We start from the raw sequence: 12,403 nt of genomic DNA, 5'->3' as shown, positions 1-12,403 counted from the left end.
CTTTAACAGAAGTTGGGGGCTTAATCACAGGCAATCGGCATCAAAACAGTGAAATAACTGCCGCGCGTCAGGATGACCATTTACATGATAGATCCGCATGGCATGACAGGTGATACTCTGGAGATTCGCCGCCAGCCTTTTCCCCATATTCACCAGTATGCCGTGTGGTATTTTACTGCTTGTACTGTTTACTGTCAGAGTAAAACAATTTGTTTCAACGCTGACCTCAATAAAATCATTTCCAAATAATGTACCGACAACCTGCCTGATTGTTTCTTCATAATCTGTCAGATCAATGACATCACGCCATCTCGCATTTACGAGTTGATACTTTCTGATATGTAAATACATAGAACCACCTTTATGTTATTTCAACTAATATGATGTTCTCCGATATTATGAAAATATTAATCATCATTGTAATTGCTGATAACCTCTCTAACCTTCGGAGCTTACGTTCCCCCCTGCCTCTCCGACTTGATGGCAAAAAAGCATAGTCAAATATGCAGCAAAAACATGTCATGTACAGGTCAGGATAATAATTATCACCCTGAACGTAAAAATACACATGGACAGGATGAGCCCACATGTTATTCGATGATTCCAGCAATGTTTTAATATATTGATAATTAATGAGTTAATTTTTTTCTCCGTCACAGTAAAAGTGGACTCATCCTGTCCGTTACTTTGCTGAAAATATCCTCTTCGCTGGCATTAACCGGATAAACGAATGGGTAAGCACGATAAACTTGGATATCGACTCGGATTGATATTAACTCGCCTGAACAATGGTGAGTCACTAGCCGTCCGGGAGTTATCTGAGGAATTTAACGTTTGCGAAAAAACTATTCGTCGTGATCTTACTCAGCGCCTGTCCTATCTTAATCTGATTCGACAAAATGGTCGCTATCGCCTGTCTGACGGTGTTCTCGGTCAACGCAGCAATGCTGATTTACGTCATTTCACGCGCATCCTGGGTATTGAAGGGCTGTTCCCTCGCTGGGATGACAGACTACTGAGTATTTTGTTAGGTAACACGAAAAACAACCCGTTTCTGATAAAACAACGTCCATACGAAAACTGCGGATCATTCATGTCAATTCTGAATGTTTTATCCGATGCCATTCTGTCACAGAAGAAAGTAAATTTTAATTACAAAGATAAAGAGTTTCGGGCTGTTGAGCCATACAGGCTGGTTAATGACAACGGATTGTGGTATCTCGCTGCCGCCCATGACAGTACATTAAAAAGCTTTGTTATCTCATCTGTCAAAGACGTTTGCATGAGTAATATCGCTTTCAGGATAATCCCCGAAATTAATGAAAAAATAGAAAAGACAGATGGTATCTGGTATAGCGAAGACCTTATCGAAGTTCTCATTTCAGTTTCCGCACATGTTGCTCCGTGGTTTACCCACCGTCATCTATTGCCAGGACAGGAAATAATTCATACTTCCCGGTCTGGCGATTTACTGGTGATATCACGTGTAACACACACAGATCAGATAATGCCTTTAATGAAATACTGGATACCGGATGTCGAAGTAATACAACCGGCCTCAATCCGTCAACAACTTGCTGAAGATATACAATCCGCACTGAAACGTTACACCCAGCCAAGTAACGCCCCGTAATGACACGGATAATATAATTTTCATTGAGTGCTATTTTTTTAAGCTAAAAAATGGAGTTACCATGAAAAAATGCCCGGTTCTTCTTGTTGTATCAGGGTTTCTGACCGAAAATGATATATCATGGTTTAACCGAATTAAAGCAGGGTGTGGCCTTGATGTCAGATACTATAAATGGGAATCGGCAAATCTACTATCCATATTAAGTTCTGACATAGCGAACAAGTGGGGGTTATATACTCTCTTCCCCCTGAGAACATCTCCTTTATTGTCATCAATCTCCATCCCATTTAAAGCGCGTCAGGCCTGGTATAATGCAACGAAAGCAGCAGTTAATAACAGAGAAAAATTAGCACGCGTAATAAACGAGATATACGTTAAAGAAAAGCGTAATGTGATCATAATGGGTCATTCTTTAGGGACTCGATTAATAAACAATACATTACCCTATATTAAAAATGATAATATTCTCTTAACAATCTCTATGGCCGGAGCCACCCCAATAACAAGTTATACAGAGAACATAATGAAAATGGCTTACGGTTCAAAAATGGGGCATTTAAATATCTACAGTGAACATGATAAAGTACTTAACGCGATATACCCTCTCGTAGAGTCAGTAACGCCAATTGGGGTTCGGGAGGTGAGATTCAGACCTGCTCGGGTGATCAACTGGAAGTGGGATATTGGTCACACTGAATATATTACTTCAAAAAGGATTGATTCATTAATACACTGGTTAAATGTTACCTGTGCCGATTTAGCTGATCCAGACGTAGAGCTCACTGACGACGACATAAAATTGTTTAATGATATTATTGATCTTGCGAATTTAACATGTCATAAAAACACTGTCGCACCTAAATTAATATCATTTGAGTAGTTAAAAAAAGGTTGCATTATAACGGGAGTGTGTATTTACTCCCGTTAAGTTTCATATTTTATAGAATTGATATGGATTCGATTAAAAATTTCGTCTAACTCGTTCCCTTATCAAACTTGCCAGCCTTACCCTTCCAGGTGAAATAGTTTCCGTTACAGTTTCAACTCTCAACAAATCACGCTGTCCGGTTCGGCGACTGACCGCGAAACGCTGACATATATCATTAACCGATACCGTATTACCGGTATACAGTTGAAGTAATATCCAGCACAGCCTTTCTGCGATCCTTTCACCGCGAGTTTTATACATCTGTAAAACCTTCAGTTATCGTCAACGATGATATAGTCCACCTCAAAACCCACATAACTGACTGTATTCATGAATATTTATTACCGGTGTAATACTGTCGTTGGGGTAATGGATTAACCGTTATCACCCTGCTACTGGAGAATGCACCATAGGGGGCAAAAATCACGAGGGATCTAAGATCCCCCGTGTCTGTGCATGTTATGTGTATCGACCGGGAAAAGGGGGCATCATCCACATACAATGATGTGCTACACACGAAGAAGATGACAAAAACGCCCACGCTCTTCCTGTTCATAACGGGTCAACAACTTTCCACAGTTACCGTTACCCGGTAAATCCCCATAGAGAGATATTCCATAAAATTACGCTCCCACAGGGACCAGAGTTCATTCCTCTCTGCTGCCAGTGAAATATCCCCAATCAGATAATGGAAGACATAATTCCCCGACCAGCAAAAATCAATTTCTTTTTCCAGCTCAGGGTAGACACGCCCCATATAACTAAAATCTGTGACATAATCAAAATACCATTCATTATTCTTACGGATAAACCGTATTTCAACGGGATGAAAGCCCCCGGATTCTGCACTGTAGTCCGGATCACGGAAATTAATAACCACTGCCTCAGTTATTTTTTGTAAAACCTGATTTGCCAGAAGCGTAGTAATATGCTGCTGAAATTCTTTAGTAACAGGCAGAGTTAATCCTGCCTGTTTTAAGGCATATTGGGTTTGCATAATAAATTTTCCTTTAGAAAGTAAATAGTGGTGTGTGGTGATTTCTGGTTGTATAACAGTGCAGGAAATAAATTAATCCTCTGTAATCTTTTCCTGGCTACTGATCGTATTAAGTTTATTCAACCGCTCCCTCCAGTCCGGGTATAATACATGAGTAAATAACTTCTCTGGATGTGCCTCCAGCAGACATATATCCGGGGAGCGTAAAACAGCAGCAAGAAAACCTGCATTGTTGGCGCTTGCCCCTTTGAATAGCGGCCTGAATACTCCGGATGAGAAGCCGGTAGCAGGTTGTGTTTCCAGAACAGTTGCAATCTTTGAAAGTGAGATCCAGTCCTTAGAGAACAACCCTCCACAGCCATTTGCCACCAGACGAAGATAAAGTTCATTGTCCACCTCTGATATCGCCAGTTGCCATGTCAGCATACCACTTGCCTTAGGACTGATTTTTTCTGCCTGGCCTGTTTCAATGAGCAACTGATAGTCTTTTACATCAGATAATGTTTGTTCATCTGCACTGAGATTTTCATGAATAACCTCTGCCTCATTTTTAATCTCCTTCGAAACTGACTCAACATTATTTTTAACTAATTTTGATTTACTCATTTTGCGTTCCTGGTTTTGCTTGTGTTTAATAGCGTGATTCGGCCATAGAAATTAATAAATCAATACCCTTCAGAGGGCAATCGGGGTGAAATAACAGATAAATACCGTTCCCGTTATCTTCCGTAACAGAAAGCATCAGGTAATAGTCATCTGTCAGATGGACTACAAATTCTGGATTTGCAATTAACTGATGAATCACATTCAATACCTGCGCTTTAATATCTTCAGGTACATCATCGGGCTCGACATATATTAATGTCACCCCGACTTCATCCCAGAAACTCATTGCAGAGTATTCATCTTCAAATGGGAGTGCCAGCTCTGTTTTCAACAGACTCATTACTGACTCCGGAAGAGATAGTGATGGCAGACTTTGCCAATTAGCGATAAACTTCATTAATCAATCCTTATAAGTAAAAAACCCCGACACGATTAACGTATCGGGGTTTTATACATCCGCATAACTATTATTTACAGTTATTGGTTTTCTATTTAAATTCTTTCATAATACCCACAGTCCATACAGATAAGCACTGGAGCATTATTCCTTTCACACTGTTCAAGGAATCCAAATAGTTTTTTAATAGCCTTAATAATTTCTTTCAGTATTTCAGGTAAAAACTCCAGACTAATATACCCAGAGCGTTTATTATTGGTTATTGATGGCAGCTTTCCTGCTGAACTTATCAATGTATTACAACTGCCACACTGTGGGCATTTTAAATGCATCCTCATTCTCCATATTTATAGTTTGCTAAAAAGTAGTCACATCTGCTTCGTAGCCGCAGTATTCAGAAGCAGGTCAGTCACTCCCTGCCCTGTCTGACGCATACGTTCCGGTGTTAATTTCGCGTAACGTTCTGTACTCTGAATACTGGCATGCGCCAGTTGGGCTTTAACGTCATACAGGCTGAATTGACCACTCGAAACCAGTAAAGAGGCAACAGAATGACGTGTGGTGTGAAAACAGACTTCATTCTTGTCTATACCGCACTGTGCCAGTATTTTTTCATATGCCCATCGGGGTTCCGATATCGGTTTTCCATTATCCTTAATGGCGAACAGATACGGATTACTGCCAACTCGTGGGATAGCATCAATAATCGATAATGCGGCATCGCTTAGATATACCGTCCGACTGCGACCATTTTTTGTATAAGGAATGAACAGAGTACGATTGGCCCGGTCGATATGTTCATGCCTGACATTAAGCATTTCTGATTTGCGTGTACCGGTTAACAACAACATGGCTATCAATCCCCCGGCAGCTTTGTTGGGATATTGGGTAGCAGCGTCAAGAATGCGCCTGATCTCATCAGCATCAAAAAAGCGCGTCCGCTGATTATTCTCTTTCAGTAAAGGGATCTTATCGGCTTCATTCTTTTCCAGCACATCCTGTCGCAACGCATAACGCCCCATCGTTTTCAGAATAGCAAGGGCTCTGTTACAGGTAGACGGCGCATATTGCTGCCCGTGAATACGCCCCTCCAGCATGTCAAACAGCACCTGTTGTATCTCTCTGGCCCTGAGATCGCAGTAACGTATCTTTCCCAGACGAGGTTCAATGTATTGCGTGAAACGCTGAACATCCTTATCCCATGACTTTTTATGGCGCTTTATATAAGGAACATAGGTTTGATGGAAAAACTCACCAAGTGTTGGCATCGCGCGGTAGTTATCTCGCTCCGCTTTAGGGTCATTTCCCAGCGCAATCGCTTCTTTGTGACGACGGGCTATTTGCCGGGCTGTTCCCACATCAATTTCAGGAAATCTGCCAATACTGATACTTTTTTTGGTACCGTGGAATGTATACCGCAGAAGGAAGCGCTTGTTGCCTGTTCGACCTGAGAGGCACTTGAGTCCAATAACTTCGGTATCAGATACCTCAAGCTCTGTAGAGCGGGTATCAGTATTTGCAGGTAGGGCTTTGATGGATGCATTGGTAAACCGGAAGGATTTTTGCATAATTATCCTCATCTATCTGACTGATAACATGAAAATAATATATCTTTGAATTGTCATTCATTTCGAGGTGGGGTAACGCATGGAAACGCTGCTCAAAGAGTATACGCAAATATTACAGGGGCTTAACGCTCGGTCATTCAACCTGAAGGAAGATAAATACTCGGGTGTCTTTTTACCTGTCCCCCTTGATGAATACTGGCACTCTCCGGTAAAAATCATGCTGGTTGGACGTGAAACGGCTGGCTGGAATACCCGGAATGGGAAGAATACGATGTTAAGGGCGCTGGGCATTATACCCGGCGTCACCGCAGATCAGGTGGTTAAAGAGGCTATAGTTCGTTACCAGCAGCATCTGGCAGTTAAAAACGATGGAACACCAAACCTCAAATCACGTAGCCGCTTCACGCAATATCATTTCCGGCTGGCCCGGAAGTTAGAGATTCCCCCTCAGGCTATCGTATATGCCAATCTACTGGCGTGGGATTACGACAGACTGACACCACTCATTCGCCCTGAGAATGAAGTACAGGAAGTGATATCTGCCTCACTGAAGCTGTTGACTGCACAAATCAAGCATCTGGCGCCCAATTTCATTATCTTTGCATCCGGAGTGCGGAGAACAGACTACATCCTCAAACGGTTGCTGACTGAGTATTTGGATGGTTATGAGACATTATCCGTCACGCCTGGGAGGCTATGGGAATTTAAAGCGGGTAATGCGATATGTTTCAGAATAGCTCATCCAAGGGCTATGCGCGGACATCAGAAGTACAGAGATGAGGTGATTGAGCGCATTAAGCAACTCTGCAACCCGGGCCACTAGTTGTTGCATTACAGATAATGTAGCGGACATTCTAAGCTTACCTCCCGGAGAAGTACCGGAAATCAGCCGAAGTAGCCCCGTTCTCTATGTTAGAGGTGACGCGTACTTTTCGACATTACCAGGCGGGAGATTGCAGCTCATTGCACCCCGTGAGCACAGGATATGCACAGGACATGAATTTCAGGCACAAAAAAACCACCCGTAGGTGGTTTCACGACACTGCTTATTGCTTTGATTATTCTGTTCTTTCCCATGGTACCCGGAGTGGGACTTGAACCCACACAGCGCGAACGCCGAGGGATTTTAAATCCCTTGTGTCTACCGATTCCACCATCCGGGCTCGGGAAGAAATTGGAGGCGCGTTCCGGAGTCGAACCGGACTAGACGGATTTGCAATCCGCTACATAACCGCTTTGCTAACGCGCCGAAATCTTCTGGCTTTTCAGCCGACATCCGCTATTGCCGATGTCTTTAATTTGGAGCGGGAAACGAGACTCGAACTCGCGACCCCGACCTTGGCAAGGTCGTGCTCTACCAACTGAGCTATTCCCGCATCACCAAGTAACTTTGTTAATCACTTGATTTTGTTATCGTCTGGCAATCAGTGCTGCCGTTCGATGCGTTGCATTCTACTTACCTGACGCAATGAGTCAACGATATTTTTCACCACTGACGATCGTTTGCTGAAATTTGCGCCGAAACGATCACTGTTCAAGCAAATCTCCCCACGCAGCGCTCAAATACTGGAACATTGACCACAACGTCAGTATCGCGGCAACGAAGAAAAGTGCGATCCCGGCGTACTCTACCCAAATATTTGGACGCCACAGCAGCCATGCGAGCGCAGCCATTTGTGAAGTGGTTTTCACTTTACCGATCCAGGACACCGCCACACTGCTACGTTTACCCAGTTCAGCCATCCACTCACGCAGCGCAGAGATAATAATTTCACGCGCGATCATCGTGGCGGCAGGAAGCGTTACCCACCAGCTGTGATAGTGCTCGGCCACCAGCACCATCGCGATAGCCACCAGTACCTTATCAGCCACCGGATCGAGGAAGGCGCCAAAACGCGTGCTTTGGTTCCAGCGACGCGCCAGATAGCCGTCAAACCAGTCGGTGACCGCCGCAATACAGAATATCAGCGCACAAACGAAGGGAGCCCAGGTGAATGGCAGATAAAAAGCCAATACAAAGAATGGGATCAGGATGACGCGAAACAGCGTGAGCAACGTAGGGATATTAAATTGCATATGACGGATAACTATCTGTTGTCAGTAAAATTACCCCTATGTTGCTACAGAGGGCCTAATGTTTCAACGAGTAGAAGATCTTTTCTGCCAGAGCTTGCGAAATACCCGGCACTTTTGCAATTTCTTCAATACTCGCGTTACGAAGACCTTGCAAACCGCCCATATATTTCAACAACATCTGCCGACGCTTCGGCCCGACACCTTCAATAGTCTCCAGCGTGCTGGTACTTTTCACCTTCGCCCGTTTTTTACGGTGCCCGCTAATTGCATGATCGTGAGATTCATCGCGGATATGCTGGATAACGTGCAATGCAGGCGAATCCGGCGGTAGGCTAAAGCCCTCACCTTCCGGCTCAAAGAACAGCGTTTCCAGGCCTGCTTTACGATCGGCCCCTTTTGCCACACCCAACAAAAGCGGGTGCTGTTTGTCCCAGGGAACGTCCAGCTCAGCAAACACGGCTTTCGCCTGCCCCAGTTGACCTTTCCCGCCGTCGATCAATATGACGTCCGGAATCTTGCTTTCTTCAATCGCCTTACCGTAGCGCCGACGGAGAACCTGATTCATTGCCGCATAATCATCACCCGGCGTAATACCCGTGATGTTATAGCGGCGATACTCGGCGCGCAGTGGTCCATTGGCATCGAATACCACGCAGGAGGCTACCGTCTGCTCGCCCATCGTGTGGCTGATATCAAAGCATTCCATGCGTTTCACTGCGGGTAACTTGAGTACTGATGCCAGCGCCGTCAGGCGTTGAGTAATGGTCGACTGCTGGGAAAGTTTTGTGGTTAACGCCACCGCCGCGTTGGTACGCGCCAGCTTCAGATACCGCGCGCGATCGCCTCGCGGTTTCGTCTGAACGTTGATCTTCCGCCCGGCCAGCTCAGACAAAGAGTCTGCCAGCAGGGTTTTATCGCTAAGATTAAAATCGAGCAGGATCTCACCGGGTAAGGTGCGCATCTGACTTCCCTGCAGATAAAACTGTCCGACAAAGGTTTCAACGACCTCGCCGAGTTCTGTTCCACCAGGGACTTTCGGGAAATAGCTACGACTGCCTAACACTTTACCCTGGCGAATAAACAGCACGTGCACACAGGCCATGCCGGCGTCAAACGCCACGCCGATGACGTCCAGATCGTCTCCGGTATTAGAGACAAACTGTTTTTCGGTCACGCGGCGTACGGCCTGAATTTGGTCACGAATGCGGGCAGCCTCTTCAAACTCGAGATTTTGGCTGGCCTTTTCCATCCGGGCGATCAGCTGCGTTAATACCTGATCGTCTTTCCCGGACAGGAACAGACGAACGTAATCAACCTGCTGCGCATACTCTTCCTCACTCACCAGACCCGCCACACACGGACCGAGGCAGCGGCCAATCTGATATTGCAGACAGGGCCGCGAGCGATTGCGATAAACACTATTTTCGCACTGACGAATAGGGAAGATTTTCTGCAGCAACGCCAGCGTTTCGCGTACGGCGTAGCCGTTAGGAAACGGTCCAAAGTACTCGCCTTTGGCATGCTTGGCCCCGCGATGCATTGCCAGGCGAGGATGGGTATCGCCGCTGAGGAAAATAAAAGGATAGGATTTATCGTCGCGCAGCAAAACGTTATAACGCGGCTGATACAGCTTGATGTAGTTGTGCTCAAGCAATAACGCCTCGGTTTCGGTGTGCGTTACCGTGACATCAATCTGCTGTATTTGCGCGACCAGTGCTTCGGTCTTACGCGATGCGAGGTTGCTACGGAAGTAGCTGGAAAGCCTTTTTTTCAGGTCTTTCGCTTTCCCGACGTAGATGACCGTCCCGGCGTCATCATACATACGATAAACGCCGGGCTGACTGGTCACGGTTTTCAGGAACGCTTTGGCATCAAACTGATCGGTCACTGGCTTGTTAATGTCTCCGCATTACACAGGCCATGGCGAATTGCCAGGTGAGTCAGCTCAACATCGCCATGAATGTTTAATTTACTGAACATTCGATAGCGATAGCTGTTCACCGTTTTAGGACTAAGATTCAGTTGCTCTGAGATCTCATTGACCTTCTGACCTTTGGTGATCATCAGCATAATCTGCAACTCACGTTCAGACAAACTGGCAAACGGGGTTTCCGTTTTCTCAGGCTCAATCTGGCTAAGCGCCATCTGCTGAGCGATATCGGAGGCAATATAACGTTGGCCAGAATAAACCGAACGAATCGCACTCACGACCTCCTGGGGCGCAGCCCCCTTACTGAGATAGCCCGCGGCTCCCGCCTGCATGACTTTTGCAGGTAACGGGTTTTCGGTATGGACAGTCAGCATGATCACTTTAATGTCAGCCGTTGAACGCGCAATTTTACGCGTTGCCTCAAGGCCACCAATACCGGGCATATTCATGTCCATCAGCACAACGTCAACGGAATTTGAGCGGCACCATTTTACCGCATCTTCACCGCAGCACGCCTCGCCGACAACTTTAATGCCTTTTATATCTTCAAGAATGCGTCGTATCCCTGCGCGCACCAGTTCGTGGTCATCAACAAGAAAAACGTTGATCAAAGGAATATCTCCAGAATAGGGATAACGCTACCGATAGTTAATCGGTCCTATGTTAACGGGTTTTATCTCAACTTTGAAATGTAAAAATCGCCGTCTTTCGATTTTGCTCTCGTTTTTGGAAATTAGAAGGTACGACGAGTGGAAACTTTCTGTTATGGCAACCTTTTGCCACGGTTATATCTGCATAGCTGTTTCAGAATAGTGACAAAAAATTCATATTCGTCCGTTGAATGCAAAATAGGCAGCTAAAGTTGTAACAATAATTAACGAGTAAAATACTCGAAATAAACAACAGGTGGAGAAAATATATGCAGCGCAACATGTTGTTTATTTTAATGTCCGCGACTTATGTTTGCGCAGAAAACAACCGCTGATATTTTTAGCCTCGCTTATGGTATACTCCGGCGCCTTAAGATTTGACATCGCACTTTTTCATTGAAACATAACGAGGAAAATAAATGAGTACGCCTGACTTTTCCACTGCTGAGAATAACCAGGAACTGGCCAACGAAGTCACCTGCCTGAAAGCCATGTTAACGCTGATGCTGCAGGCAATGGGCCAAGCCGATGCAGGGCGCGTGATTCTTAAAATGGAAAAACAGATCGCGCTGATTGAAGATCAATCACAGGCTGCGGTATTTTCCAGCACTGTTAAGCAAATTAAACAGGCCTACCGCCAGTAATAAGAACCCGGCTGACAGCGATGCTCTCAGCCGGGTTTGCGTCTGACACTCAGAACGATGATTTACTCAGATCAGCCCGGTTGCCGCGGCATAACAGGCGATCTGCGTTTTGTTGGGTGCATTAAATTTCTTTTGCATATTTTTCTGGTGAAAGTTAACGGTATTTTCAGAAATCGACAGAATTATCGCTATCTCTGAAGAGGTTTTCCCCTCTGCCGTCCATTTCAATATCTCTTTTTCCCGCTTGCTAAAGCGCATCTCTGGCGCCATGACCATGTCATCTTGCAGCCGCGTCAGTACCGACAAGCTTTCCCGCACCAGCAGTTGCATCCTGAGCTCTACCTCATCGTTTGCAAAGCGATTATTACGGACACTCGCACGCGATACCGATAAAAAACCCAACGCCCGATTAGGCAACATTAAGCATTGCGTCATCCCTTTACGTAAACCGTGATTGCGCGCGGCATCCCACAGGGGCTGTGCATCGCGAAATAAAGTATCGTTCCAGGGTAAATGCCCCTGACTGAAGTTTTCAGGCTTCAGCACCGGATCAATAGCGAAATAATTCTCGGACTGATAATGCGCCACCCATGCTTTGGGATAGGTCGTGTGAAGCGACGTTTTAGGTCGGGTAAAAGGTACGGGATGACGAACACAGAGCGCGTAAAAATCGAACTCTAAATGCTGCGTCTGTTGTTGTAATTCATTATAGACATCCTCTGCCGTCGCCATTTCCTGAAAGCGTAACAGCATGCTCCGTCGCCAGGTGAAGAAATCATGACCCTGCATACTAAGTGGTAATACCCCTGAGATTGATAATCATCCAAACATATGAAACAAGCTAACACATAAATGTATTTTATATATGCAAATTATCGGACAAATGGTCAATTACTTGAGCATTACTCAACGACGGCAGGAAGTAACGGTATTGGGAGTTAATAATAAAGCAATAATTATAAATAGTTATGCGA

General features: G+C 45.2%; 14 protein-coding genes and 3 tRNA genes. 5 read left to right on the top strand and 12 right to left on the bottom strand.

Going from position 1 to position 12,403, the window contains the following annotated elements; all coding sequences use genetic code 11:
* Window positions 1-24: 24 nt before the first annotated feature.
* Complete coding sequence (locus HV314_RS10805; RefSeq protein ID WP_000280683.1) at window positions 25-351, bottom strand: hypothetical protein; 327 nt, start codon at window positions 349-351, stop codon at window positions 25-27.
* A gap of 379 nt (window positions 352-730) precedes the next feature.
* On the opposite strand from HV314_RS10805, the gene HV314_RS10800 reads away from it, so the two are divergent.
* Together HV314_RS10800 and HV314_RS10795 are read left to right on the top strand one after the other, a co-directional pair.
* Window positions 731-1,633: a helix-turn-helix transcriptional regulator gene (locus tag HV314_RS10800; protein WP_094887996.1), complete on the top strand. Its 903-nt coding sequence runs from the start codon at window positions 731-733 to the stop codon at window positions 1,631-1,633.
* 61 nt (window positions 1,634-1,694) lie between these two features.
* Window positions 1,695-2,513: a DUF726 domain-containing protein gene (locus tag HV314_RS10795; RefSeq protein ID WP_127662074.1), complete on the top strand. Its 819-nt coding sequence runs from the start codon at window positions 1,695-1,697 to the stop codon at window positions 2,511-2,513.
* 610 nt (window positions 2,514-3,123) lie between these two features.
* Here the strand turns inward: HV314_RS10795 and HV314_RS10790 are convergent.
* The 4 genes from HV314_RS10790 to HV314_RS10775 form a co-directional block, all read right to left on the bottom strand.
* On the bottom strand, window positions 3,124-3,558 hold the full coding sequence (locus HV314_RS10790) for a DUF2787 family protein (protein WP_001194747.1): 435 nt from the start codon (window positions 3,556-3,558) through the stop codon (window positions 3,124-3,126).
* Window positions 3,559-3,630: 72 nt separating this feature from the next.
* Complete coding sequence (locus HV314_RS10785; protein ID WP_000045627.1) at window positions 3,631-4,164, bottom strand: hypothetical protein; 534 nt, start codon at window positions 4,162-4,164, stop codon at window positions 3,631-3,633.
* A gap of 25 nt (window positions 4,165-4,189) precedes the next feature.
* Window positions 4,190-4,561 carry a hypothetical protein gene (locus tag HV314_RS10780; RefSeq protein ID WP_226814015.1) on the bottom strand — a complete coding sequence of 124 codons (372 nt, stop codon included), beginning with the start codon at window positions 4,559-4,561 and terminating at the stop codon, window positions 4,190-4,192.
* A 368-nt stretch (window positions 4,562-4,929) separates the two neighbouring features.
* Window positions 4,930-6,129, bottom strand: coding sequence for a site-specific integrase (locus HV314_RS10775; RefSeq protein ID WP_060615139.1), 1,200 nt, complete (start codon window positions 6,127-6,129; stop codon window positions 4,930-4,932).
* 79 nt (window positions 6,130-6,208) lie between these two features.
* Here HV314_RS10775 and HV314_RS10770 point away from each other — a divergent pair, with 79 nt between their 5' ends.
* Window positions 6,209-6,952: a hypothetical protein gene (locus HV314_RS10770; protein ID WP_181212840.1), complete on the top strand. Its 744-nt coding sequence runs from the start codon at window positions 6,209-6,211 to the stop codon at window positions 6,950-6,952.
* Window positions 6,953-7,205: 253 nt separating this feature from the next.
* On the opposite strand, the gene HV314_RS10765 is transcribed toward HV314_RS10770, so the two are convergent.
* The 6 genes from HV314_RS10765 to uvrY all read right to left on the bottom strand — a co-directional run bounded on the left by HV314_RS10765 (window position 7,206) and on the right by uvrY (window position 10,746).
* A tRNA-Leu gene (locus HV314_RS10765) sits at window positions 7,206-7,292 on the bottom strand.
* A 12-nt stretch (window positions 7,293-7,304) separates the two neighbouring features.
* Window positions 7,305-7,378 (bottom strand) — tRNA-Cys (locus HV314_RS10760).
* A 51-nt stretch (window positions 7,379-7,429) separates the two neighbouring features.
* Window positions 7,430-7,505, bottom strand: a tRNA-Gly gene (locus HV314_RS10755).
* Window positions 7,506-7,656: 151 nt separating this feature from the next.
* Window positions 7,657-8,205, bottom strand: coding sequence for a CDP-diacylglycerol--glycerol-3-phosphate 3-phosphatidyltransferase (pgsA, locus tag HV314_RS10750; RefSeq protein ID WP_181547992.1), 549 nt, complete (start codon window positions 8,203-8,205; stop codon window positions 7,657-7,659).
* A gap of 55 nt (window positions 8,206-8,260) precedes the next feature.
* On the bottom strand, window positions 8,261-10,093 hold the full coding sequence (gene uvrC, locus HV314_RS10745; protein WP_016153473.1) for an excinuclease ABC subunit UvrC: 1,833 nt from the start codon (window positions 10,091-10,093) through the stop codon (window positions 8,261-8,263).
* Window positions 10,090-10,746, bottom strand: coding sequence for a UvrY/SirA/GacA family response regulator transcription factor (gene uvrY / locus HV314_RS10740; protein WP_006684079.1), 657 nt, complete (start codon window positions 10,744-10,746; stop codon window positions 10,090-10,092). Before uvrY ends, uvrC begins: the two co-directional genes overlap by 4 nt.
* A gap of 295 nt (window positions 10,747-11,041) precedes the next feature.
* On the opposite strand from uvrY, the gene HV314_RS27585 reads away from it, so the two are divergent.
* Together HV314_RS27585 and HV314_RS10735 are read left to right on the top strand one after the other, a co-directional pair.
* A complete protein-coding gene (locus tag HV314_RS27585) occupies window positions 11,042-11,185 on the top strand; it encodes a hypothetical protein (protein WP_422856969.1) in 144 nt (47 codons plus the stop codon).
* Window positions 11,186-11,204: 19 nt separating this feature from the next.
* A complete protein-coding gene (locus HV314_RS10735) occupies window positions 11,205-11,429 on the top strand; it encodes a DUF2594 family protein (protein ID WP_016153474.1) in 225 nt (74 codons plus the stop codon).
* 66 nt (window positions 11,430-11,495) lie between these two features.
* Here the strand turns inward: HV314_RS10735 and sdiA are convergent, their stop codons facing one another.
* Window positions 11,496-12,218: a transcriptional regulator SdiA gene (gene sdiA / locus HV314_RS10730; protein WP_181547991.1), complete on the bottom strand. Its 723-nt coding sequence runs from the start codon at window positions 12,216-12,218 to the stop codon at window positions 11,496-11,498.
* Between the last annotated feature and the right edge of the window lie 185 nt (window positions 12,219-12,403).

This window comes from Citrobacter sp. RHBSTW-00887, assembly GCF_013728095.1.
GTDB classification, from domain to species: Bacteria; Pseudomonadota; Gammaproteobacteria; order Enterobacterales; family Enterobacteriaceae; genus Citrobacter; species Citrobacter braakii.
This window is presented reverse-complemented; position numbering and strand designations above follow the sequence as displayed.